This window comes from Pseudomonas shirazica, assembly GCF_015168335.1.
GTDB classification, from domain to species: domain Bacteria; phylum Pseudomonadota; class Gammaproteobacteria; order Pseudomonadales; family Pseudomonadaceae; genus Aquipseudomonas; species Aquipseudomonas asiatica.
The window spans coordinates 2,356,210-2,380,784 of the sequence record NZ_CP063456.1 but is presented as its reverse complement, the minus strand read 5'-3'; the positions used below and the strand labels follow the sequence as shown (position 1 = coordinate 2,380,784).

20 protein-coding genes are annotated in these 24,575 nt (G+C 62.6%); 4 read left to right on the top strand and 16 right to left on the bottom strand.

The window, feature by feature from the left end:
- Positions 1–128: 128 nt before the first annotated feature.
- Positions 129–1,505, bottom strand: a complete 1,377-nt coding sequence (locus IMX18_RS10790; RefSeq protein ID WP_015270401.1) for an L-serine ammonia-lyase — start codon at positions 1,503–1,505, stop codon at positions 129–131.
- A 146-nt stretch (positions 1,506–1,651) separates the two neighbouring features.
- On the opposite strand from IMX18_RS10790, the gene IMX18_RS10785 reads away from it, so the two are divergent.
- Positions 1,652–2,593 (top strand): LysR substrate-binding domain-containing protein, encoded by a 942-nt coding sequence (locus IMX18_RS10785; RefSeq protein WP_013972698.1) that lies wholly within the window; start codon positions 1,652–1,654, stop codon positions 2,591–2,593.
- Positions 2,594–2,820: 227 nt separating this feature from the next.
- On the opposite strand, the gene IMX18_RS10780 is transcribed toward IMX18_RS10785, so the two are convergent.
- The 11 genes from IMX18_RS10780 to IMX18_RS10730 all read right to left on the bottom strand — a co-directional run bounded on the left by IMX18_RS10780 (position 2,821) and on the right by IMX18_RS10730 (position 14,896).
- The gene (locus IMX18_RS10780) at positions 2,821–4,242 is read right to left on the bottom strand and encodes an undecaprenyl-phosphate glucose phosphotransferase (RefSeq protein ID WP_015270402.1); all 1,422 of its coding nucleotides are present in this window, start codon (positions 4,240–4,242) and stop codon (positions 2,821–2,823) included.
- A gap of 149 nt (positions 4,243–4,391) precedes the next feature.
- Positions 4,392–5,168: a WecB/TagA/CpsF family glycosyltransferase gene (locus IMX18_RS10775; protein WP_015270403.1), complete on the bottom strand. Its 777-nt coding sequence runs from the start codon at positions 5,166–5,168 to the stop codon at positions 4,392–4,394.
- Positions 5,168–6,355 (bottom strand): glycosyltransferase family 2 protein, encoded by a 1,188-nt coding sequence (locus tag IMX18_RS10770; RefSeq protein ID WP_054573253.1) that lies wholly within the window; start codon positions 6,353–6,355, stop codon positions 5,168–5,170. Before IMX18_RS10770 ends, IMX18_RS10775 begins: the two co-directional genes overlap by 1 nt.
- Positions 6,352–7,554 carry a glycosyltransferase family 4 protein gene (locus IMX18_RS10765; protein ID WP_100413661.1) on the bottom strand — a complete coding sequence of 401 codons (1,203 nt, stop codon included), beginning with the start codon at positions 7,552–7,554 and terminating at the stop codon, positions 6,352–6,354. Before IMX18_RS10765 ends, IMX18_RS10770 begins: the two co-directional genes overlap by 4 nt.
- A 60-nt stretch (positions 7,555–7,614) precedes the next feature.
- The gene (locus IMX18_RS10760) at positions 7,615–8,619 is read right to left on the bottom strand and encodes a VirK/YbjX family protein (RefSeq protein WP_043935637.1); all 1,005 of its coding nucleotides are present in this window, start codon (positions 8,617–8,619) and stop codon (positions 7,615–7,617) included.
- Between the two features lie 9 nt (positions 8,620–8,628).
- Positions 8,629–9,606, bottom strand: coding sequence for a glycosyltransferase family 2 protein (locus IMX18_RS10755; RefSeq protein ID WP_015270407.1), 978 nt, complete (start codon positions 9,604–9,606; stop codon positions 8,629–8,631).
- 5 nt (positions 9,607–9,611) lie between these two features.
- On the bottom strand, positions 9,612–10,136 hold the full coding sequence (locus tag IMX18_RS10750; RefSeq protein ID WP_013972705.1) for a serine O-acetyltransferase: 525 nt from the start codon (positions 10,134–10,136) through the stop codon (positions 9,612–9,614).
- An 8-nt stretch (positions 10,137–10,144) separates the two neighbouring features.
- Positions 10,145–11,101 (bottom strand): glycosyltransferase family 2 protein, encoded by a 957-nt coding sequence (locus IMX18_RS10745; protein ID WP_015270408.1) that lies wholly within the window; start codon positions 11,099–11,101, stop codon positions 10,145–10,147.
- Positions 11,094–11,711: an acyltransferase gene (locus IMX18_RS10740; protein ID WP_024087161.1), complete on the bottom strand. Its 618-nt coding sequence runs from the start codon at positions 11,709–11,711 to the stop codon at positions 11,094–11,096. The genes IMX18_RS10745 and IMX18_RS10740 overlap by 8 nt, the downstream gene beginning before the upstream one ends.
- Positions 11,712–11,816: 105 nt before the next feature.
- Positions 11,817–13,283, bottom strand: a complete 1,467-nt coding sequence (locus IMX18_RS10735) for an FAD-dependent oxidoreductase (RefSeq protein ID WP_015270410.1) — start codon at positions 13,281–13,283, stop codon at positions 11,817–11,819.
- A 236-nt stretch (positions 13,284–13,519) separates the two neighbouring features.
- On the bottom strand, positions 13,520–14,896 hold the full coding sequence (locus IMX18_RS10730) for an oligosaccharide flippase family protein (RefSeq protein WP_015270411.1): 1,377 nt from the start codon (positions 14,894–14,896) through the stop codon (positions 13,520–13,522).
- Positions 14,897–14,992: 96 nt separating this feature from the next.
- Here IMX18_RS10730 and IMX18_RS10725 point away from each other — a divergent pair, with 96 nt between their 5' ends.
- From IMX18_RS10725 to galE, 3 genes are all read left to right on the top strand, one after another.
- Positions 14,993–16,519: an O-antigen ligase family protein gene (locus IMX18_RS10725; protein ID WP_015270412.1), complete on the top strand. Its 1,527-nt coding sequence runs from the start codon at positions 14,993–14,995 to the stop codon at positions 16,517–16,519.
- 5 nt (positions 16,520–16,524) lie between these two features.
- A complete protein-coding gene (locus IMX18_RS10720) occupies positions 16,525–19,140 on the top strand; it encodes a cellulase family glycosylhydrolase (protein WP_217190352.1) in 2,616 nt (871 codons plus the stop codon).
- Positions 19,141–19,219: 79 nt separating this feature from the next.
- Positions 19,220–20,197: a UDP-glucose 4-epimerase GalE gene (gene galE / locus IMX18_RS10715; RefSeq protein WP_015270414.1), complete on the top strand. Its 978-nt coding sequence runs from the start codon at positions 19,220–19,222 to the stop codon at positions 20,195–20,197.
- Between the two features lie 191 nt (positions 20,198–20,388).
- Here galE and IMX18_RS10710 read toward each other — a convergent pair whose 3' ends face one another.
- Genes IMX18_RS10710 through IMX18_RS10695 form a run of 4 tightly spaced genes read right to left on the bottom strand, consistent with a single transcriptional unit; the run spans position 20,389 to position 24,485 of the window.
- Positions 20,389–21,195, bottom strand: coding sequence for a CpsD/CapB family tyrosine-protein kinase (locus tag IMX18_RS10710; protein ID WP_013972714.1), 807 nt, complete (start codon positions 21,193–21,195; stop codon positions 20,389–20,391).
- A gap of 10 nt (positions 21,196–21,205) precedes the next feature.
- Positions 21,206–22,768, bottom strand: coding sequence for a GumC family protein (locus tag IMX18_RS10705; protein WP_217190350.1), 1,563 nt, complete (start codon positions 22,766–22,768; stop codon positions 21,206–21,208).
- 19 nt (positions 22,769–22,787) lie between these two features.
- Entirely contained in the window at positions 22,788–23,903 is a 1,116-nt protein-coding gene (locus tag IMX18_RS10700) for a hypothetical protein (RefSeq protein WP_217190348.1), read from the bottom strand.
- Positions 23,904–23,927: 24 nt separating this feature from the next.
- A complete protein-coding gene (locus IMX18_RS10695) occupies positions 23,928–24,485 on the bottom strand; it encodes a polysaccharide biosynthesis/export family protein (protein ID WP_015270418.1) in 558 nt (185 codons plus the stop codon).
- Positions 24,486–24,575 lie beyond the last annotated feature (90 nt).

Genomic DNA, 24,575 nt, shown 5'->3' with positions numbered 1-24,575 from the left:
CCATGTAGGAGCGGCCTTGTGTCGCGATGGGGCGCGGAGCGGCCCCAGATCCACATATTCAAGCTGAAATCGCTGGGGCTGCTTCGCAGCCCTTTCGCGACACAAGGCCGCTCCTACAGTTGACCGCGTCAGCACTCTACGAAGGCAACGGCAAGGCCGCCACGCGAGGTCTCCTTGTAGTTGGCATGCATGTCCGCCCCGGTATCACGCATGGTGCGGATCACCCGGTCGAGCGAGATGAAGTGCTCGCCATCCCCTCGCAACGCCATCTGCACGGCGTTGATCGCTTTCACCGCAGCAATCGCGTTGCGCTCGATACACGGCACCTGCACCAGGCCGCCGACAGGGTCGCAGGTCAGCCCAAGGTTGTGTTCCAGGGCAATCTCGGCGGCATTTTCCAATTGCGGCGGCGTAGCGCCCAGCACCTGGGCAAGGCCGGCAGCGGCCATCGAACAGGCCGAACCTACCTCGCCCTGGCAACCAACCTCGGCCCCGGAAATCGATGCGTTCTTCTTGCACAGGATGCCAACCGCCGCTGCCGCCAGCAGGAAGTCCACCACGTCCGCGTCACACGCCCCCGGGTTGAACTTCATGTAGTAATGCAGCACCGCCGGGATGATGCCGGCAGCACCATTGGTAGGTGCTGTGACCATGCGCCCGCCGGCGGCATTCTCTTCATTCACCGCAAGGGCGAACAGGTTGACCCATTCCATGGCGCTGAGGGTGGAGCCGATCACGTTGGGCTTGCCCAGCTCCTGCAGGCTGCGATGCAGCCGCGCCGCACGGCGCTTGACGTGCAACCCGCCCGGCAGGATGCCTTCATTGCGCAGGCCATTGTCGACGCATTCACGCATGGCACCCCAGATCCGCAGCAGGCCCTCGCGTACCTCGGCCTCCGAGCGCCAGGCGCATTCGTTGGCCATCATCAGCTGCGCCACACTCAAGCCATGGCCCTTGCACAAAGCCAGCAATTGCGCAGCGCTGTCGAACTCGTACGGCAGCACCACCGCGTTCGCTTCGACCGCTGGCGCATCGATCTCGGCTTGCTCGACGATAAAGCCTCCGCCTACCGAATAGTAGGTCTGGCGCAACAGGCTGCCCTGCCCGTCCATGGCTTCCAGGCTCATGGCATTGGGGTGATACGGCAGGTTCTCGTCAAGCAGCAGCATGTCGCGGCTGTACTCGAACGCCAGTGGGTGGCTGCCATCGAGCATCAGGCAGTGCTCCTGCATCACCTGGCCGATGCGCGACTCGATGGTGGCCGGATCGATGCGGTCCGGCCACTGGCCCATCAGGCCGAGCAGGCAGGCGCGATCGGTGGCATGGCCAACCCCGGTGGCCGACAGCGACCCGTACAACCGCACCTCGACACGGCTTGCCCGGGCCAGCAGCCCCTGTTCGCGCAGGGCCTGGGCAAAGGTAGCCGCCGCCCGCATCGGGCCGACGGTGTGGGAACTGGACGGCCCGATGCCGATTTTGAAAAGGTCGAAAACACTGATAGCCATGCTAATGCCTGACCGTGCCCGGGTATGAAGCCGCAGCGCGGTTATCTGGAGAAATTGAGCGATATTGCGATTTTGCGCGATACTGCCGCGCTGGTTCACGGATGACCAACGAAACTTCCTAAGCAAGGCTTTAGTGGTACTAAACGATGCGACGACAACTCAATGGCCAGACGTTCGTCTGGCTACACGTGTTCGCCTGTGCGGCCCGGCACTTGTCCTTCACCCGCTGTGCCGAAGAGCTGCACATTACCCCGGGCGCCGTCAGCCAACAGATGCGCCAGTTGGAGGAACGCCTGGGCTACCAGCTGTTCCTGCGTCGGGCACGTGGTGTGGAACTGAGCGCCGAAGGGCAACGCTTGGCACAGACGGTGACCGAAGCCTACGGCAGCATCGAAGCCGAACTGCTGCGCCTGGATGCAGGTGAGATCCGCGGCACCTTGCGCCTGCGCTCGATCCCGTCGTTCCTGGCCAAATGGCTCACGCCTCGTCTTCCGCGTTTTCAACAACGCTACCCGGACATCGAGTTGCGTCTGGTGGCCGAAGACAGTGCCCAGGCGTTGACCCCGGGCGATTTCGACCTGGCCATCGACCTGAACGATGGCAGCTACCCCGGCATGCTCTCGACACCACTGCTGGACGAGCAGATCTTCCCCGTATGCTCCCCCACCTTGCTGCGCGGGCGCCCGCCGCTGCACGGGCCGGCGGATCTTGTGCACTACCCGCTGCTGCACGACATTACGGCCTGGCGCGGCAGTTCGGAATATGCCGAATGGGAGTTCTACCTGGAGGGCATCGGCGCCGCCGGCCTGGATGTGCGGCGCGGGCATACCTTCAACCGCAACCACCTGACCATCGAGGCGGCGATTGCCGGCATTGGCGTGGCGATCGCCCGACGCACGCTGCTCAACGACGAACTGGAGCGCGGCGCACTGATCGTGCCGTTCGGGGTGCCTATCGCCAATCACAAGCGCTATGTAGTGCATTACCCACCGGGCGGGCTGAACCAGCCGGGGGCGCGGGCGGTGCATGACTGGCTAGTGGAGGAAGCGCGGGGTTTCAGGGAGTTGCACCCGCTGAACAAGGACTAGGCCAACCAATTGCGGCTGCACGAAATCGCTCTCATAGAACAACACATGACTCATTGGTTCGGCGGGGTTCTGTAGGAGCAGCCTTGTGCTGCGAAGAGGCCGGGGCTGACAAAGCCTGTCTATTGACTGTATCGGCCTCTTCGCAGCACAAGGCTGCTCCTACAAAGGACGCGCCAAGCGAGCGATATTTGTTCTCCGGCGACAGCGCAGCCACACCTGGGGAGGTCTCAATAAGCCTGCTTGCCGGTAAAGGCGCTAAGTGTGCGCACCAGAATCACGAAATCCAGCCACAGCGACCAGTTGTTGATGTACTCGATGTCCGAGTCCACCCGCTGGATCATCTGTTCGATATCCCTGGTTTCGCCCCTGAACCCACGCACCTGCGCCAGGCCGGTCATGCCAGGCTTGATATTGTGGCGAGCGAAGTAGTCGACGATGTCCTGCGAATACAGCGTGTCATGCTGCAACGCATGCGGCCGCGGCCCTACCAGCGACATCTCCCCGGTCAGCACATTGAACAACTGCGGCAGTTCATCGAGGCTGGTGCGGCGGATAAAGGCGCCGACCCGGGTCAGCCGTGGGTCATCCCTCTGCGCCTGCTTCACCACGCCATCTTCCGGCTGGTGGACATGCATGCTCCTGAACTTCCAGATACGGAACGCTTCCCCCGTCCAGCCGGTGCGCTCCTGACGGAAGAACACCGGGCCGCGGCTATCGAGCTTGATGGCCAGCGCAACGGCCAGCAACACCGGCGATGCCAGCAGCAGGATCAGCGCCGCCAACACCCTGTCCTCGAGGTTCTTCAAGAACAGGCTCATGCCCGTCAGCGGTGTTTCCGACAAGGTCAGCACAGGTATGCCGGCAATTTCCCGCACGCTGTGATTGATCAGGCGCAACGAGAAGATATCCGGTACCCAGTTCACCGCAATGCACTTGTCGAGCAACTTGAGATACACATCGTTGATGACCTCGGAACCGCCCAGCGGGGTCACCAGGTACACCGTGCGAATGCCATGGCGGGCCACGATATCGTCGAGGTCGGCAATAAGCCCGAGCACCGGCATGCGCTGCTTTCCTTCGGCACTTTCGCGCCCCGACTCATCGGCATTGTCGATCAGCACGCAACCCAGCACGCGTTCGCCGAACCAGGGGTTGTTGCTGATTTTCTGATACAGGAAGTTGGCCAAGTCACCGGCGCCAATGATCAGGGCGTTGTCCAGGCGTGCATGGGCGCTAAAGCGCTTTTGCAATTCGCGCACGGCAAAGTGCAGGAACAACTGGGCGATGTAGCCAATGATGAACAACTGCACGACCAGCAGTCGCGAATAGGTTTCGCTCTGTTTGGCCAGGAAGGCCATGACCACCAGGAAGCAAAAGGTTGCCGACCAGGCCTTGAACAGCCGGAAAGCCTTGATGGAAAGCCCGACGTTGGTACGGTAGATCGCATAGTGATCGTAGATGACTGCCAGTGCGCCAACCAGCAACAGCAGCATGATCACGTAATCGGAAGTGATGTAGCCGAACTGGTCGTAGATCAGGTACCAGGCAATACCGATGACTGCAATTCCATCGAGGCCGGCCTGAATGGCGTTACTTACGCTGCTTCTTCTCTGCAGTAAGGAACGACTGCTTCTCGGCTCTAAGACCATTTCAGACCTCATCAATTTGCGCGCAGCAAATGCCTTCCACCAACCAGCAAGGCTTGACAACGGCTCATGCAAAGCCCGTGGAGCAAAATCCTGCAGCCGCAAGCCATTGATCAAACTGTAGCAGCCATCCGCCATCAGCGTGCCCGGAATCACCGTTCGTGCGGATTCTGACGCTCATACGGTGTGCCTGGCCGCCCACCGTCGCGGCGGAACAGCAGGGTACGCACGAGGAACAACGGGTTGCCCACAACATAGCGAATGAACAAACGCTTCGGCTCGCGCAACAGCCGGTATAGCCACTCCCCACCCAACCGCCGCAACCACTCGGGCGCCCGGCTGACCTTGCCGCCGAGAAAATCCAGGATCGCGCCGCCACACACGATCAGGCACGGCCCCCCAGCTGCCGCCAGCCTTGCGGCCACAATCTCCTGCCTGGGCATTCCCATGCCCAGCACGATCAGCTCAGGTTGCAAATCCCTGGCCAGTTGCAGGTAGGTATCGACGCTGGCAAAGCCATCGTGGACCGACACCGGTACCACCCCGAACGTGGCTGTGCTTCGTTGCACGGCCTGGTCCAGGTACGGCTGTCGGGTGCCCCAGAACGCAACCCGCCGCCCACGGTAGGCAGCCAGAAGCCTTGGAATGAAGTCGGTGCCATTCATGTTGAGCCCTGGCTCAAGCCCCAGCCGGCGATACAGGATCGCCAGGCCGGAACCGTCGCGCAGCAGTACGTCGGCCGCTGACAATGCCTGGTGGCAGGCGCCATCACGAACCACCAGGTTCATTGCATGGGCATTGACGAAGCCCAGCACGGTCGCGGCTTTCGGGGCGCTGAGCCTGTCCAGCAGGCGCTGCGCGGCAGTGGCATCCGGCACCACTTCGAGCTTGCCGACAAGGGTGTTCCAGCGTTCCTGCCAATGAGCCATCAGTCTTCATCCCGTTTCGAACGTACCCATTCAACCTGTCGCTTGATCAGGAACCGCAGATACAAGGGGAGCTTCCTTACAGCGTAGAACGGCGCGTACAGCAGCACGGAGAACGGGATCAGTTCGCGACAGAAACTCGCCCAGGCCACTGCGACAGCAAGGCCGAGCAAGGCCAGCGCGCAAAGGGCGATCCACGCAGGTGCCGCCAGGCCGAACAGCAGGTACGCCAGCCAGGCCACCAGGTTAAGGCCGAGCAAGGCCAGCACCAGCAACGCCAGCGGCGGCACCAGCAGGTCCAGGGTCATGGCCAGCAAGCTGCCGTTACGCTGGGTGATTGCCGCCAGCGCACGCTTGGGCACATCGGCCAGCATCAGGCTCAGGTGCCCATGTTCCCAGCGGGTGCGCTGGCTGCCCAGGCCTTGCTGGCTGGCAGGGAACCGGCTGCTGACCACGGCCTCGGGGCAGAACACTGGCGGCTTGCCCTGCTGGCACAGGTCCAGGCCCAGCTTCACATCCTCTACCAGGTGCCCGTTGGCCAGGTCGATCAAGGCCAGGTCACGCCAGCCGAATGCCATGCCGGCGCCCATCAACTGGCATGGCAGGCCCAGCCGCGCCCAACCACGCGGGCGCACCAGGTTCTTGACCCGCCAGGCGAACTCGGCAACCTGCACTGTCAGCCCAGCCCCTGCCGGTGCGTACATCAGGTACAGCGCCTGCACCGGGCGAGCGACTTCTCGGTAGCGCCGCGCCAGGCGCTCGATTGCCCCCTCGCCCACCTGGCAGTCGGCATCCACCACGATCACCACCTCGGGCGGCTGGTTGGTCAGGTGGCGCACGCCGAAGTCCAAGGCGTAGCCCTTGCCGCGCAACCGTGCATCGTGGCGCTCCACCACTTCGGCACCCGCCTCACGCGCCAGTTGCGCGGTGTCGTCAGTGCAGTTGTCCGCCACCACCAGCAAGCGGTCGCCAGGCCGCAACTGCGGAGCAATGCTCGCCAGCGTGGCACCAATTATCGAAGCCTCGTCGTGAGCTGGCACCAGCACTGCCACCTGCGGACGGGCGGTGTTGCCCATCGGCTGCGCGCGTGCAGGCAGGCAGGCCATCAGCACCTGCACCACCAGCAGCAGCACCGGCAACAGGACGATGGCCGCCAGCATACCCAGTAGCCAAGCCAATACACTCATCATGCGGATGCCTTGAAATAGCTGGCCAGCCTGGCCGCCTCGGTATCGATGTCATGCCGTTGCAGGACACGCTGGCGTGCCGCGTCGCCCATGCGCTGCAGCACTTCGGCAGGTTGTGCCAGGCAATCGGCAATGGCCGCTGCCAGCTCGTCCACGGCGCCGGCAGGGAACAACCAGCCGTTTTCGCCCGGCCGCACCAGCTCGGGAATGCCTGCCACATAGGTGGTCAGCACTGGCCTGCGCAAGGCCATCGCCTCCATGATCACCACCGGCAAACCCTCGGCAAAGCTGGGCAGCACCAACGCACGCGCCGCCAGGATTTCCTCGCGCACCTGTGCGCTGCTGATCCAGCCGGTGATGCGCACCTGCTGCTGCAAGCCATGCCGGGTGATCAACGCCTCGACCTGGCCACGCATTTCACCGTCGCCGGCCAGCACCAGTTCGAAGGCGATCGACCGGGCGGCCAGTACTCGCGCGGCCTCGAGCAGCAGCAGCTGGCCTTTCTGTTCGCACAGGCGGCCGACGCACACCAGGCGCGGCGCCGTGGGCACGCCAACTGGCGCCACCTCATGGAAACTGCGCTCGAGCCCGCAATGCACCACCTTCACCTTGGCCCAGTGTTCGTGTGCCACCCAGCGAAACAACTGGCTGCGCCCGTACGAGCTGACCGCCGCAACAAATGCGGCACGCCGCACCTTCTCGCCCATGTGCAGAAACTGCGGCTTGTCGAACTCCTCCGGCCCGTGCACGGTAAAGCTGTAGGCCGGCCCGCCCAGCACATTGGCCAGCATCACCACCTCGGTGGAATTGGTGCCGAAATGTGCATGCACATGTCTTGCCTCGCCAGCCTGCAACCATTGCAGTACCTGGCAGGCCTCGGCCAGGTAGACCAGGTGGTAGGGCCAGGCGCGGTCGGCCCGCAAGCCAACGCGCATGGCCAACTGCAGTGCCCGGAAGAACCGGCGCGGCTGTGCCCGCAGCACTTGCCAGGCCGGTGCCAGCAACCCCTTGATGCCACGCTGCAGCACATAGCGGGTCTTGGCCCGTTCGCTCGCGTCGTCGGCATCCTGCAACTCGGCGTCCCACCCGCGCAGGGCAATACGCTGCACCTCTACCCCCTGGCGCTCCAGCGCCAGGATCTCGCGGCGGATGAAACTGTGGCTGACCTTCGGGTACTGGTTTATGAAGTAAGCAATGCGCATAGAAATCCAGATCAAGACCCGCGTAGTGAACATTCAGACCTGCCGCGGCAGGGCTGGCGATTACTTCAGGCTGTCGACTACCGGCGGCCGGGGCCCCGCCGATGCCATCTCGTCAGATACATCCCCCTGTTCCCCTTGTAGTCCAAGGTTGTGACCGCTGCCTGGCAACACGGCCTGCAAGCGGGCGAAAACATCGTCGAGCAGCACCTGGCGGCGGCGGTACATTGCCCGTTTCTTCGCCGGAATATCCTGTTCCGCCCGCTGTACCGCAGCCAGCGGAAGGGCGAAGAAGTCAGCATGGCTCGATGCAGTAGCACCGTGTTCCAGCCAGATCACATCATAATTGGCCGCCAGGTCGTGGCCTTTGTCGCTGCCAAAATACGCGTGCCGATGGTGGCGGCAGGCATCACGGACGGCATACAGGTGCGCCACGCCAAGGGTCCTGGCCAGGCACTTCAATGCCTCGAGCAACAGGCTGCGCGGGCGCAGCCCTTCGAAGTCCTTGGTCAGGTCGCGGTAGATGGCCAGTGAGGTTTCGCTGTCGATACCCTTGTGGATGCCCTGCACGGCACCAATGAACAGGCACAGTTCGCCCTGGCTGCGGCACAGGCTGAATGCCAGGGATGCCACGCGCAGGTCGCTCTGAAACAGGTTCAATACCAACTCGCCTTCGCGCTTGAACCAGATCGGCCGGTCCAAAACCAGACGACAACCCGGCGAATGGCTGGACAGCTCGCACAGCGTCAGGCTTTCGTCCCGCCCCAGCAGCAACAGCGCCGGAAACTGCCCGGCCAGCACTTCGAAGTGCGAAGCCACCACCTCCAGGCGCTGCGGGGCTTCCCAGCATTTGCTGAGGTAAGGCCACTGCACGACACCGATGCAATCCACCCCTAGCCGCTGCAAGCCTTGCTGGCCCAGCGCCGCCGTCATGCGCTGCAGGAAGGCGTTCAGTTCAGGCCATTGCCTGGCAATCTGCAGCGCCAACCTGCACTTGTTGTTCAGCGCCCGCAACGAGTAGCCCGGTTGCAAGGTAAACACGCTTTTGACGATCGTGCCGAGCATCATGGGCCTCTCTCACTTGTACTCGATCAACGTCGATTTGCCGGCCGCGATGCGGTGGCGCAGGAACTTCAGTTGCCCGAGCATTTCCGGGAACTTGCCCAATACCAGAAACACTGCCTGTAGCCAGTTCTCCCGCACCGACTTGCCACCACGGCGTGCCAGGCGTACGGCCTGCAGCGGGTAGACCGCCAGCAACAGCAGGCCCCAGCCGCCCAGCAGCAGGCAGGCCAGCACGATTACCACGGGGATGCCCAGACCCCACAGCCAAGCCCGGCGCGATTCGCGCAACCAGTGCCGCTCGGGTGGCTGACCATGCAGGTAAGCCCCTTCGGCATAGGCGTGGCCAGCGCGCAGGCTACGCCGCCACCACTGGCTGAAACGGGTCATGGCGGCGTCGTGCAGGGTCATCTCGGCGTCCAGGCGCCAGACTTTCCAGCCCTTTGCCCGCAGGCGCACGCACAGCTCGGGCTCCTCTCCGGCAATCAGCTCGGGGCGAAAGCCGCCGACGGCGGCAAAGGCATCTGCTCGCATCAGGGCATCGCCACCACACGCCTTGGCCTCGCCAATGGGGGTGTCCCACTCCAGGTCACACAACAGGTTGTACACCGACCGCTGGGGGAAGCGCTCGCGTCGGCGGCCACACACCACGGCCACGTCGGGGTGGTCGTCGAGAAACGCCTGCGCCGCGGCCAGCCAGCCGCCATCCACCTCGCAATCGCCATCGACGAACTGCACCCGTTGCAGCGACGGCAACCGCCGTTGCAAGGCGAAAAAGCCTTCGTTGCGCGCGCGTGCGGCAGTGAACGGGGTGTCCATGTCCAGCGCCAATACCTCTACCCCCAGGCTGCGGGCCAGGTGCGGTGAACCATCGGTAGAGCCGGAGTCGACGTACATGATCTTGTCCGTACCCTGTAGCAGCGAACGCAGGCAACGCTCCAGGCGCAGGCCTTCGTTGCGGCCAATCACCACCACTCCGATGCCGCTCGCCATGGGCCTCACTCGACGGGCGCCGTGGCGGCCGGTTGCCTGGCCTTGATGATGGCCGGCACCCCCACCGCCAGCGAATTGTCCGGCACATCCACCAGCACCACGGCGTTGGCACCGATGATCACGTCGTTGCCGATACGGATGCTACCCAGCACCTTGGCCCCGGTGCCGATATCGACGTTGTTGCCGAACACTGGTGCAATCGGCTCATCGACGTTCTTCAGGCCCACCACTACCCCGTTGCGGATGCGGCAGTCATCGCCAAACCGGGCATAGCCGCTGACTACGATGCCGCCAAAATGGTCGATGACGAAGTTGCGGCCGATCACCACCTCGCACGGCAGCTCCACACCTGTGATGATCTGCACGAACTTGAACAGGACCTTGTAGATGAGCGAAAACAGTTTTCGCAGCAGTGCCGGGCGCACCCCATAGCGCCAGCGGCCGAAGCGGTACACCAGCAATACCCAGAAGCCCTGGGCGCCCCAGTCGCCCCCATGGGCACGCAGGTCGGCACGTATATTCTCGAACATGGCTCCACCTACCTTGTCGGTTGGCTGGCGTACCGGGTCTTGAACAACAGAGACCAGGTCGCCCGGCAGTGACGCCAGCAGGCCTGTATTGCGCCCAGACCGCGTCGTTTCAACAGCGCCTTGAGTGCCAGTACCAGGTCGCCCAAGGTGACCAGCAGCATGTGCAGGGCAAGGCCCGCCAGCCCGTGATGCTTGCGGAAGTACAGCAGCTCGCTTTCGATCTGGTATGACGAGATCTGTCGGCTGGCCGCCTCCAGTTCGGCCACCGATCTGGAGCTTTCCCCTCCGATGTGCACCACCGTGGTATGCGGGTAGAACACCACCTTCCAGCCTGCAGCCTTCACCCGCTTGCAGTGGTCGACCTCCTCGTAATAAAGAAAGTAGCGCGGGTCGAACAGGCCCACCTGGTCGAGCACTTCGCGGCGCACCAGGTAGAAGCAGCCAGGCAGCCAGTCGCACTCGCGGACCGAAGCGTGGTCCCAATCCATTTCGTCGACCATTTTCAAGCCCGGGAAAAAGCGCCCCAGCCCGGTACGCCCGACGAACACGTTGAACGGTGTGGGGAAGTAGCGGCAACTGGGCTGCAGGGCGCCGTCGCGTCCCTCCAGGCGGACCCCCAGCACACCGCACTCCGGGTGGGCTTCCATGTAGTCGAGGGTTTTCTGCAGTGAATCGGTGGCGACAAAGGCGTCGGTGTTCAGCAGCAAGGCGTACTTGCCCTTCAGGTGCGCCAGCAACTGGTTGTTAGCCCGGCCGAACCCCACGTTCTGCTTGTTGCTCAGCAGCAGCGCCTGCGGGCATACCTCGGCCATGCGCTGCAGCGAGTCATCGGCGGAGGCATTGTCCACCACCAGGTAGCTGGCCAGCCGTTCGCTGTCGGCCCGACGCAGTGCATCGAACATCGGCTGCAGCAGCCCGGCCGTGTTGAAGTTGACCACCATGACGTCCACAGGTTTGCTAGCCATTGTTGCCGTCCCCGAAGAAATACTGGCGCCTTTGCGCCATCAGCTGCGGCTCCAGTTGCGGGTCGTAGGCACCATTGCGCTGCTTGACCAGGTCGATCCATGGGTAGGCCTCGCAACGTGCCTCAACCCGCTTGATCAACGCCTCGGTGGTGCATATGAACTCTGCAGGGTTGCCACCGAACACCGTGCCCGGCGGCACATCCTTGGTCACCACGGCACCGGCGGCCACGATCGACTCAGGCCCGATGGTGACGCGGGGCATGACGATTGCACCGTGGCCGATGAAGCAGTTGTCCTTGATGTCGATGAAACCGACCGAATCCAGGTGCTTGCCGAAGCGATGTTCGATCAGCAATACCACCCCGTCATGACCGATCAGGGTGCAATCGGACAGCCCCACACTGTTGCCGATGCGAACCAGCGAAGGGTCGAGGAACTTGCAGCCTGTATTGACATAGAAGTTGCTGCCTACCGAGTGGAAGTTGCCCCAGCGGGCAAGGTAGGCCCCCCACTCAAGCCCTGACGGCTTGCAGAACCTCCTGTAGAAGGAGCTTCCTCGCCCCGTTGCATGGACATAGTGCGCCACTGCCTTGCGTATCCATCCCTTCATTCTGCCAGCCTCGCAATCAAAGCCATCTGGACTGTCCCTGAGGCGCATCCGGTCTCGTTCTTGTGGGTGCTGACCGTCGCGCACTCAACCCGTTTACAACATGCATCACCCCACGGCGTCGCTGGCCGCGCTCAGCCTGGCATCGAGGTGGTCGGCCAGGCGTACCGCAAACTGCAGCAGCGGCATGGTCGGATTGCAAGCGCCGCCCGTGGCAAAGATGCTGCTGCCGGCGACATAAAGATTTTCGGTACCGAACACCTTGCAGTTGGTATCGACAACACCAAACTGCGCCGAAGACGCCATGCGCGTGGTACCCATGTGATGGGCATGTGGCGACAACTTCAACGGTATCGAGGTGTCGTAAACGAAGTCATTGAGCCTGATGTAGCCCAGGTCCATGGCAGCCCACTGCTTGGCCAGCTCGCTTCCGATGCACTTGATGGTGTGCCGGTCATCAGCGGTCAGGGCCCAGTTGACATTGACCTTGGCCACGCCCAGTGCGTCCTTCTCCTCCAGCAGCGAAATACGGCTGTGCAGGTTGGGAAACTGCTCGATCATGGTGCTGATGACGCCATCACCGGGGCAGTTGAACTTGGCCACGAAGGCGATCTTGCTGGCTACTCCCATGTCGCAGGCCAGGTTCTCCAGAAAATGCTTCACCTCGGCAGTACGACCATAGGTTTGCACATCAGCCAGCAAGGCGGCCCTGACGTTGCCCTTGCCTGCCTTGTACTCCTCAACGAAAGCATCGGTGGTGTAGTACTCGCGCGGCTCAGGGGCCAGCCTCGAATTGAGGATAAAGGTGCCAAGATCAATGTTCAGATGCTCCATGAAGCACCCGCCGACCAGCCCGTCCTTGCTCACGATCCCCGCCGCCGCCAACGACTCGCTGTTGAGCAGTTGCCGGGCATTCTCGATGGCACCTGTAGCGAGTACGAAGTTTCTTGCAACCAGGCGCTGGCGATTGCACTCGTAATCGGAAAGCACGACTGCAGCCAAGTGACCGGAAGCCTGGTCGAACTCCAGGTTCACGCAATTGCAGTTGATGAATACGTCCAGGCCCTGGGTCTGCTCCAGGGCCGTGGCGTACTTCTGCGCAAAGCGCGTTGGCGGGCTGAGCAGAAAGCGGTCCGGTTCGAAGTCACCGCCGTCGAGGCCATCATTCAACGCGCGAAAGTCCGCCCCTGGCGGCAGGTCGACGATATCCATGGCAGCAGGCAGGTAGCCTGCGATCTCCGAATAAGGAATGGGCCAGCCAGGCAAGTCGCCAATGGGAGGGACTGCGAAGTCCGAGGGGCTGAACGGCCGGCAACGGCCGGCCCAATGGTTGGATGTGCCGCCCAGGTAACGCAGGCGAGCTTCCCCGGCATACAGTTCCAGGCCAGTGGATGCACAGGCGTACAAGGCTTGCGAGTTCGCCGAGTACTCGCGCCCGCCACCTTCGGCAAGCAGGACGCTCCAGCCGGCGGCGGCCAGGCGCAGGCCCAGGGTGATACCGGCCGGGCCGGCGCCGATGATGCAGACATCGTAACTGTCGCGCAGCGCCTTCTGCTGCTGATAGTCCCTGATCATGCGTGCTCGTTCCGGAAGTAACGGGACGGCAGTACCCAGCCGTTGATCACCACGAACCCAGGCCTGCCAGCAGGTTGGCTGGCGACGGCTGGCGTAGCAGCGAACACCACACCACCTACACCAAGCAAGACACAACTTTGGAGAAACCCCCTACGACCCAATTGCGCAGTACAAAACGTAAGTTTCCCCATGATCCAATGACCTGCACCTTAGAAAGTTTCACCCGACAAGCCGAATTACAGCCAGTTGAAAAAGGCTGTCAGCAGCGCCCCGCAAAGCGCCCCGACCAGCAGCATCGGCAGTACCACCAGCTCACGCCTCAGGCTGAACATATCCAGCTTGCGATTCACGTACACGATCAACACAAGGGTTGGCACGGTATGCAGGGCAACCCCCCAGATCGCCCAGTCAACGCCACCGATCGCCAGCAACAGTGGCAACAACCCCCACAACGAGACCAGGCGGATGATGTTATCCATGGCCTGGTACTTGGTCAGGCCCAGGGCAATCCACACCTGATGAGCCAAGGTATAGCGCAATGTGAGGAACGACAGCGAAAGAATGGCCATCATCGGGCCAGCTTCACGGTAGCGATCGTCGTACAGCCAACCGATCAGCAACGGGCTGGCGGTCAGGAAGCCACCACAGATGAACAGCACCAGCAGGTCGACCAGCAGGCGGAAGCGGTAATACAGGGCCTTGAGGCGCTCCTTGTCATCGGCCCGTGCCGCTTCGCTGAAGGCGGGCAGCGCCACCGCGCCGAAAACCTTCATCAGCGCGGTCTGCACGGCACCCAGGATCAACACGGCAATCGAATACACACCCAGTTGTGCCGCCGTCATGCTGGCGCCAAACCACATGCGGTCACCGTACATGGCCAACACGCCAACCATCGACGACAGCAAGATCCAGCGGCCGAACACGATCAGTTCGGTCAGCGCGCTGCGGTCCCACTGCAGGCGGTTGTCATGCCCCTCCAGGGCGGTGTGACCGAGCAGGGTCCAGGCCACGGCAGACACCAGGCCAGCGATCACCAGTGCCCACACCGAATGGGTCAGGTAGCCCAGCACCAGCATCACCACCAGGCCGACCGCCTGCGAGGCCAGGTCCACCAGCACCACGCGCTTCTGTTGGAAAGTCCGTACCGCGACATCTATCTTGGTGGACTGGAAGCCCCAGATCACCGCCGACAGCCCGGTTGCCGCCAGCACCATCGGCAACACCGGTGCGGCATAGGTGGAGTCCGCCGGCCACAGCTCGGCGAGCTGGGCGAACCAGGCCCCCAAGGCCAGCAGCAAGGTCAGGGCGAACAGTACGAAGCCGCGGATGATCTGCACGGTCCATGCAGTATTGAGAAAATCCGGGTCGTCACCGCGATGGCTCTGGATGATGTTCTGCCGCAGGCCGACATCGGACAGTAGATGCAGGAGTACCGAAACGGTGGTGGCGATGACCATCACCCCGAACATTTCCGGCAGCAGCAAGCGGGCCATGATCAGGTTGCCGCCAAGGCGCATCACCTGTGACGCCACTTGTGCAACCAGGTTCCATGACCCGGCCCTCAGGGCCCGCTTGCGCAGGCTCGCGGTGGCAGACACATCAATCGACGGCATGAGAGCAATCTCTGACTGACTGGCTAAAAGGTCACTATAGTTTCAATCAGCCACGACGCTAGCCGTTGCCCACCGATGCAAAGGTGCACATAGCCAATGCCTGAACATTTTCGTGCGTTGATCGTCATCCTTTTTCTGGCGAGCGTGGTCTTCCTGCTGGCGCGGCGGCCTGCCACCGACCTGATTCCGCTGAGCGACTTCAAGCGCCGACGCAACCTGTGGTTCCTGCTTACCCTGCTGGCCTTCTTCTCGCACAGCTTCTGGCTGTACCTGGGTGCTGGCGCCGTCATCCTGTACATCGCCGGGCGCCGCGAACACAACCCCATGGCGCTGTTCTACATGCTGCTGTTCCTGATCCCGCCGGCTTCGGTGCAGGTGCCCGGGTTTGGCGTGGTCAATTACCTGGTCGACCTCAACCATATCCGCCTGCTGGCCTTGTGCGTGCTGTTGCCGGCGGCGCTGGCCCTGCGCCGGCAAGGCGACACCCTGCGCTTCGGCCGCACCTGGCCCGACAGGTTGTTGGCGGCCGGCCTGCTGCTGATGAGCGTGCTGTACCTGCGCGAGACCACCCTGACCGACACCCTGCGCCAGACGCTGTACCTGTTTGTCGACGTGTTACTGCCGTATTACGTGGCCAGCCGTGGCCTGCGCCAGATCAGCGACTTCAAGGACACCCTGCTGGCCTTCGTGCTTGCCTCATTCGTTCTGGCCCTGATCGGCGTGGCCGAGTACGTGCGCCACTGGCTGCTGTACAGTGCCCTGGTCGACGCCATGGGCGTGCCGTGGAGCATGTCCGGCTACCTGAGCCGTGGCGGTTCGCTGCGCGCCAGCGTTACCACCGGGCAGGCGATTGCCCTGGGTTATGTGATGAGCGTGGCCATCGGCCTGTTCCTTTTCGTCCAGGGTTACGTGCGCCGCCCCCTGCAGCGGGCCCTGGGCGCCCTGCTGCTGGCCGCAGGGCTGTTCGCGCCACTGTCACGCGGCCCGTGGATCGGTGCCGTGGTCATCGTGGTGGTGTTCATCGCCCTGGGCAAAGGTGCGGTCAGGCGCCTGGCGCTGCTCGCTGCGGCCGGCATGCTGGCCCTGCCCTTGCTGACCATCGTGCCCGGTGGCGACAAGGTACTGGACATGCTGCCGTTCATCGGCAACCTCGAGAAAGAGAACATCACTTACCGCGAACGGCTGATGGACAACTCGTGGATCGTCATCCAGCGCAACCCGTTGTTCGGCTCGTTCGACTTCCGCAACACCCCGGAAATGCAATCGATGATCCAGGGTGACGGCATCATCGACATCGTCAACACCTATATAAACCTGGCACTGCGGGTCGGGCTGGTCGGGCTGGGCCTGTTCGTGGCGTTCTTCGCTGCCGTACTGCACGGTATCCGCAAGGCCATGCGCAGTTTCCCCGACAAGGACGACGAGCGACGCCAGCTCGGCCGGGCATTGCTGGCGACACTGATCGGCATCCTGGTGATCATCTTCACCGTCAGCAGCATCACCTTCATCCCGGTGGTGTACTGGACTGTCGCCGGACTGGGCGTGGCCTATGTCCAGATGGTTCGCAAGCTGCACAACAGCCAGGCCATCGCGCTGGCCGACCCCGCCCTTCAACCCAGGTGACGCCTATGAACCTGTTCCCCCTGCGCCGCTGGGGTTTTCAAACCCTGCTGCGGGTTTCGGCCATCGCCGGCCTGACCTCACTGCCGCTCACCGGCTGGGCCTCAGCGTGGCAAGTCAGTGTCGATGAACAGAACGGCCTGCCCTTGGTGACCCGCGGTGGTGGGCCAGTGATGAAAGCCAAGTTCGACTTCTGGGCGGCCAACTGGAGCTGGACCGGTTTTTCCACCACGTTCAAGGTAGTTGGCCCCGGCCACTACACGCTGCTGGGCAAGAACAAGGAACTGGACTTCGATCTGGCGGCGGATATCCGCAAGGAGCAGGCGCAAACCCTGGGCTGGGCCTTCGACCTCGAGGCCCACAGCCGCCAGGCCGGAGTAATGGGCGGTGGCATGGTGTTCGAGTTCGACCCTGGGCAAATTGCCGGGGGCATGGGTGCACCGCAGCTGCTGCCCGGCAACCGTGGCTGGTCATGGGGCAAGGCTGACCAGGGCCGACGCATCGAAATGCGCTTCGACCCGCCGCTGGCCAAGGTGTATTTCGAGCGCGGCAACCCGTCCGAACTGCGTGCGTTCATTTACAGCGACCCGATCAACGCTGGTCGGCAGCAGATCAAGGCGGTGCTGAACATCACCGGCGACATCGACCTGGGTCCCACGCCCAGCGAACGCTTCGGCCTGGCCGACCCCGCCGGTTGGCCCGACGACCAACTGGACTGGCGCACCTCGCCCGTGGACCTGTCATTCCTCAACGCCCCGGAAAAGCCTGCCGGCAAGCATGGCTTCGTCAAGGCCGTCGGCGAGCAGCTGATGTTCGAAAACAACACCCCAGTGCGCTTCTGGGGCACCAACCTGTCCGCCTATTCGCTGTTCAAGAGCCCCGACGAAGAAATCCGCCAACAGGCCAAGCGCCTGTCGGCACTGGGGTTCAACCTGGTGCGTTTGCATCACCACGACTCGCCCTGGGTCAGCCCGAACGTGTTCGGCGACGGCACCCTGGTGCGCGATACCCAGCAGCTCAGTGCCGAATCGCTGCGCAAGCTCGATTTGTGGATCAAGGCGCTCAAGGACGAGGGCATCTATATCTGGCTGGACCTGCACGTGCAGCGGGCGCTTACTGCCAATGACAATATCGATGACTTCAAGGAACTGGCCAAGGGTGAGAGCCAGGTCGACCTGAAGGGTTACGCCTATGTGAACCGAAGCATCCAACAGGCGATGAAACGCTTTGCCGAGCAGTACCTGACTCATGTGAATGAATACACCGGCCTGGCTTACAAGGACGACCCCGCCATCGCTGCCGTGCTGCTCACCAATGAGAACGACCTCACCCAGCATTATGGTAACGCCCTGATGCCGAACAAGGACGTGCCGCGCCATAGCGAGCGCTACATGGAAGCGGCCAAAGCCTTCGCCAAACAATATGACCTGCCCACCGACCTCACCTGGCGCGCCTGGGAGCATGGCCCTTCGAAGCTGTTTCTCAACGACCTGGAACAGCGCTTCAACACCGACATGATCACTCACCTGCGCGGCCTCGGCGTGAAAGTGCCGATCGCCACCACCAGTACCTGGGGCGGCAATGGCCTGAGCGCGCTGCCGGCACTGACCACAGGCGATGTCATCGATGCCCATGGCTACGGTGCCAATGGCCAATTGGAGAAGAACCCGTTGACCAGCGACGGCGTGATCGACTGGCTCGCTGCCGCCCAGGTAGTCGGCAAGCCGCTGACCGTCACCGAGTGGAACGCCGAACCCTTCCCGCTGCCCGACCGCCACTCGCTGCCGCTGTACGTGGCCGGCACCGCTGCCCACCAGGGCTGGGACGCCATGATGCAGTACGCTTACAGCCAGCAGGCCTTCAACCCTGGCTGGCGCACGGCGGATAACTGGCACGCGTACAACGACCCGGCGATGATCGCCACCCTGCCCGCTGCCGCCCTGCTCTATCGCCGTGCGGATGTGAAGCCGGCCACTACCCGATACGTGTTCGCGCCGACGCCCGCCACCCTGTACAACCAGGAGATCACTCCGCGCAACTCGCCACTGCTGCGCACGGCCATGGAAAAGGGCCAACTGCAGATCGCCCTGCCACAGACGCCGGAGTTGCCCTGGCTGAAACCCGCCGCCATCCCTGCCGGTGCGCAGGTACTGCAGGACCCGGAGCAGTCCTTGCTACCGGCCGACGCCACGGAAGCGGTCAGCGATACGGGCGAACTCAAGCGCAACTGGCAACAGGGCATCTATACCATCGATACACCGCTGACCCAGGCCGCCACCGGATGGCTGGGAGGTCGCTTGATCAGCCTGGGCGCCATCCAGGTGCAAGCACGAACGCCGTACGCCAGCGTCGTGGTTCAAAGCCTGGACGGCAACCCCCTGGGCCAGTCGCGCGAACTGCTGCTGTCGCTGGGTACCCGGGCCGTGCCCAAGGCCGATGACAAGACACCGTTCAACGTAGAGCCGCTTGCCGGCACCTTGAGCATCAAGGCGCCTGCTGGCCTGAAGCTGTTCGCCCGGGATGCACAGGCCCAGTTGAAACCCTTGCCGATGGCTTACCAGGATGGACGCTACAGCATCACGTTCGACGGCAAGTACATGTACAACTGGCTGTTCTTGAAATAGGGCATATGGCCATCTACCCTCACAACAGTCCTGTAGCTGAAAAGCGCAGCTGTACAACAGCAGAGTCCAGGAGGCATGGATGAAGTTTCTGGTTGTCGGTGGCGCAGGCTACATTGGCTCGCACATGGTCAAGCACCTGCTCGGTACAGGCCATGAGGTGGTGGTGGCGGACCTCGTCTCGCCCGGCCCCGGCGTCCAGTGGGCGAAACTGGACATCGCCGACGAACCCGCCCTGGATGTGCTGTTCGGTGTTTGCCGCTTCGATGCCGTGTTCCACTTTGCCTCGTTCATCCAGGTGGGCGAGTCGGTCAGCGTGCCCGGCAAGTACTACCAGAACAATGTCGCGGCCACCCTTTCCCTCCTGCAGGCCATGGTGAATGCCGGTATCAGGCACCTGGTGTTTTCTTCCAGCGCAGCCGTCTACGGCAACCCGCAGTACGTGCCGATCGACGAAGCGCATGCCAAGGGGCCGATCAACCCGTATGGGTTGAGCAAATGGATGGTCGAGCAGATTCTCGAGGACTTCGACCGGGCCTATGGCTTGAAGTCGGTATGCCTGCGTTACTTCAACGCAGCGGGCGCAGACCCGGAGGGCCAGCTGGGAGAGCGTCATGAACCCGAAACCCACCTGATCCCGCTGATCCTGCAGGCCGCTTCGGGCCGGCGTGATGCAGTAACGGTGTTTGGCCGCGACTACGACACGCCGGATGGCACCTGCATACGCGACTATGTGCATGTGGCCGACCTGGCGGCGGCTCATGCACTGGCGGTGGATTACCTGCTGGCGGGTGGCGAGCGAACTGCGTTCAACCTGGGCAACGGGCTGGGCTTTTCGGTGCAGCAGGTGATCGATACGGCCCGGGCGGTGACTGGCCGGCAGATCCGCACCCTCGACGCCCCCCGCCGCCCCGGCGACCCGCCCCGATTGGTGGCGGATGCTGGCAAGGCCATGCACATGCTGGGCTGGCGGCCGGAGTTTGCCACGCTGGAGTCGATTGTGCGGCATGCGTGGCAGTGGGAGTTGCAGTACCCCTGGGCTCGCTACCCCACAAGCTGAAAAGAGTGCGCCATACCTGTGGGAGCGGGCGCGCCCGCGAACACCGGCGCAGCCGGTGCCATCCACCGCGTCGCCTGCTTCGCGGGCATGCCCGCTCCCACAGAGACCCCACCAGCTGAAGGAATGCGCTGTACCTGTAGGAGCGGCCTTGTGTCGCGATGGGCTGCGAAGCAGCCCAACAATACCGAGACTCAATAATAGGTTCGAGGCTGCTCGTCAGCTTTGTTCAATACCGTTCCCACCAGGTTCACCCTTGCCAGGTGATGCAGGCAATCCTCGATCTCCTTCCTGTTGTTCATACCGTTGGCCACCACCAGCAGCACACAGTCGAACTTGGGTATCACGGTGATCGCATCGTCAGAACTGAGCAATGGCGGCAAATCGAAAATGCAGATGCGCGACTCGTATCGGTTGCGTAGTTCGCTGATCAGGTTGCTCACTTTGGGCGACGACAGCATTTCGGTGGACAACGGCACCGGCACCCGCGTGGGCAGCACCACGAACCGAGGCAAGGTCGGGTTGACCAGACAGTCCTGCAACTCGGCCTTGTCCGTCAGAAACTCGTTCAACGCCTGGTCCATGGGCAGGCCCAGGCTGCTGCCGACCTTGGGTCGACGCAGGTCGAAGTCCACCAGCAAAGCGGTCTTGGTGGTGTGGTGGGCGATGCTCATGGCCAGGTTGATCGCCAGTACCGTCTTGCCCGCTTCAGGGGTTGGCGAGGTGATGGCCAGGGTTCGCCAGCCATTCTCGTCCATGGTCCTGAGCACCTGCGTGCGCAGCAGGTCGATCGGCCCGTTCATGTTGGAGTTCTTGTTGTAGGCGACGATACGGTGACGCTCCAGGTGCTCCGCGCGCAGCGGCACCACCTTGGTGTTCACGTAATCGAACTGGCCAGGCACTTCCGCCAGTGCCGTACCAGGGGCGGGTGACAAGGCCTGCGGGGTACCCGGGGTAACCTGGTGAAGATTATTGCCAACAGCCTGCTTGGTCCTGTCCATCACTGCTTCCCTATGCAAACCGAGACATGACTTTGAACAACAGCACATCCAGTGGCATGTAGAACACGTGCACCAGCACTACCATGATAGCCGCCAGCGCCAGTGCCGCCACGATCAGCCAGTTTCGCCAACGCTTGCGCCTGGCCACATCGGCCTTGGTATCGATGTATGGCAGCGCCACCAGCACCCGCCTGCCCAGCAGGTTCTCCAGTGCACCGACGCCGCGAATGCGCTGGTTGAACATCTCCAGCAGCATCACCAGCGCACCGCCACCTGCCGGTGCCAGCACCAGGCCCAGCGCAGCGATCTTCTTGCGGTTGGGCTTGATCGGTTTCTCGGGCATCAGTGGTGGCTCAAGCAGTACAAAGCGCTCGGCCTTGTTCTCCTGCTCCAGGCTTTCGGTAATCTTCGCGCCCATTTCCTTGGCGCGGATTTCCTCGTACTTCTTGCGCGCGTTGTCGTGGTCACGCATCAAGGTCACCAGGCCACGCTCGACCTGCGGCGCCTCGAGGATCTCGGCCTCGTAGCCTTCCATCTTGCGGGTCAACTCGCGCTTCTGCTCGGCCAGCGAAGCAATGCGTTCCTGTGCCGCGCTCATCTTGGCGCGCACGCGGGCGACATCGAGGCCGACCGTGGAGGCCGCCGCCGTGCGATTGCCACTGGCTTCGAGCGCCTGGATCCTGCGCTTGACCGCCACCACATCGGGGTGGGCTTCCTTGTAGCGGCTCAGCAGCCGGGCATATTCGGCCTTCAGGCTGGGCAGGTCCTGGGGCTGCTCGGCACCGGCCGCCCTGGGGCCTTCGCCGGCCTTGGTTGCCAGCCCGGCATTGGCCGCGGACAGTTCCAGCTCAAGGTAACGCAGTTCTTCCTGGGCGGCCTTGTAATCACGGTCGACCTCGCGGAACTCCAGCTCCGACCGTGACAGCATGTTCATGCGCAAGGTCTGGTGCTCGGGCAAGGCGTTGGCGTGGGCCTGCTTGAAATCCGCCAGCTGGTTTTCCAGGTTGGCCAGCTCGGCACCCAGCTTGTTCGCCTCCTGGGTGAGGAACTCGGTGGTTTCGTTGGCCCGCTCGGTACGCTGCTTGAGGTTCTCGTTGAGGAACAGCGTCACCAACTCGTCGGCGACTTCCTTGGCCACCTCGGGCTGCTTGTGCTCGAAGGACACATTGAACGCCACGGTCGCTTCACCCCGCCCGCGCACGTATGTGGTAAGGGTTTCGACGACGATGGCGCTGCGCATGTGGTCGATCTTGTCGCTATCGCTGAAACGCTTGTCGGGAAACAGGTTGTACTTGTAGATGATGCGCAGCAGGTTCTCGCGGGTCATCACCCGCTGGCGAATCACTTCGATGCGTTCATCGGCAAAGCTGGTGTTGTTGGTCGACACCAGCTCAGGGGAAATTTGCTGCGATTCCACCAGGATGGTGCCGGTCGATTGGTAGATCGGCGGCACCATCACCGCGACTGCGACGGTCGTGGCCAGGATGACTACGATGCTCACCCCCAATAACAGGGCCCTGTCCTTGATTATGGCAATGTAATCTCTGAGGGAGAGCTCGTAGTCAGACTTCATGGGGCCACCTGCCTGAAGTTCAGATGTCGGGGTACCTGTACGTCAACGTCAAACCCACGATCGTAGCGTTCGCATCAGCTTCGTTATCCTGCTGCCGTTCCTTGTACATCAGCGACAGGCGCAGGTCCCAGTACGGCGAAAACTCGCGGCTGGCCCACACGCTGTAAGTCTGCAGGGTGTTGGGGGTCTGCCCTTTGCTGTCTTGCCAGGCAGCGTCCGCGCCCACCCGTGTCAGTTCGGTGACGGCGTAACTCCACACACCGCGCACCTGGTCCAGCTCGGCGAAGCCGCCTTCGGCGCTGGCTACCGTGCTGCGTTCGGCGGTGAAGCTGGCGACGGCGCGCGCACCGGTGTACAGCAGCGCAACCCCACCCTCCCCGCGTCGGCCACCTTCGTCACCGGAAACCTCGGTGACACCCACATGCGCATCGGCGCTGAGGCTTTCGGAAAACTGGTACTTGACCCCGACCGCGGGGCTGTAGCTGTTGGACGCCGTCGCCGTCTGGTCCTCCTCGGGCTCATAACGCCGGGCACCAAAGCGGCTGTACAGATCAGCCCGCTCGCTCCAGGCGTAGGTCCAGGTGAACACGTTGCCCAGTTCTTCGTAACCCGTCAGCGTACTGATGTCATAACGGGCACGGTTGTACGTGGTTTCGTTGCTCAAGGTGCTACGCTCGGTAACCGCCTGGCTCCAGTTGCCGGTCAGCGTATACAGCTTTTGCGTGCCATCGGTGGTGACCACACCGGTATCCAGCACCGTTCCCGACAGCGTCGAACTTTCGTTGTAACGCGCCAGCAGGCCAAACCGCCCGCGCTCGGTCTGACGCTGCCAGCCCAGGCTCACATCAGGGTCCTCACGGTTGTCGACCACCGCCGTGTCGGACGAGCGCAATACATTCAAGCCAAGCCCCAACCTCAGTTCGTCACGGTCGAAGGTACCGATCAGGGTGTAATCCGGCGCGATGATCGTGCGCGTTATTCCCTTTTCACCCGACGACAGCAGCAAGGGGTTGCTGTCATGTTCGACGGATGTCGGTACCACTACCGTAGACTGCCAATTTGCTGCCAAGACCGTGTTCGTAAACGGCAACACCAAGATTGCCGTTGCAATACTAGTTGTTCTGAGAAGAGGCATTAAGTGTTCTTATTAAAGGCAAGATCAAGGGACGACCAGCGTATCGCCAGCCTGAAGTTGGATGTTGGTGGACATATCCCGGCCAGACACCAGGTCTCTATATCGCACGGGCAGGATTTTTTGGGAAGCGCCAGTGCCGCGCACCACTTTGATTTCGCTTTCATCTGCAAACTTGTCCAGGCCGCCGGACATGCTCAGGGCCTGCAACACTGCGGTAGGGCCCGCCATCTGTACCGGCCCGGGCTTGATCACTTTGCCTTGTACATAGACCAGGTTGCCGGCGATGCTCTTGACGACAACGCTGACGTTCGGGTCGGGGAGGAATTTCTCGAGTTTGGCAGCCACTTGTTTTTCAACGGTCGTCACATCCAGCCCGGCAACATCGATGCGACCTGCCAGGGGGAACGTGATACTGCCATCGGGAAGTACGGTGGCTTCCTGGCGCAGGCTATCTTCCTGCCACACCGAAACCATCACCACATCGCCGGGGCTGAGCAGGTAGGTAGCACTGCTCGGGTCGGCCTTACCGGCACCAGACCACACCATCAGCATGCAGAACGCGGCAAACATTGAACGCACCATGAGGGTCCCTCCGGCCGAAAAGGCCCGACAAAGAGCACTGAATGAGAACAGCACACCAACTCTCGCTCCGCTTCGCGGCATACGCCAACC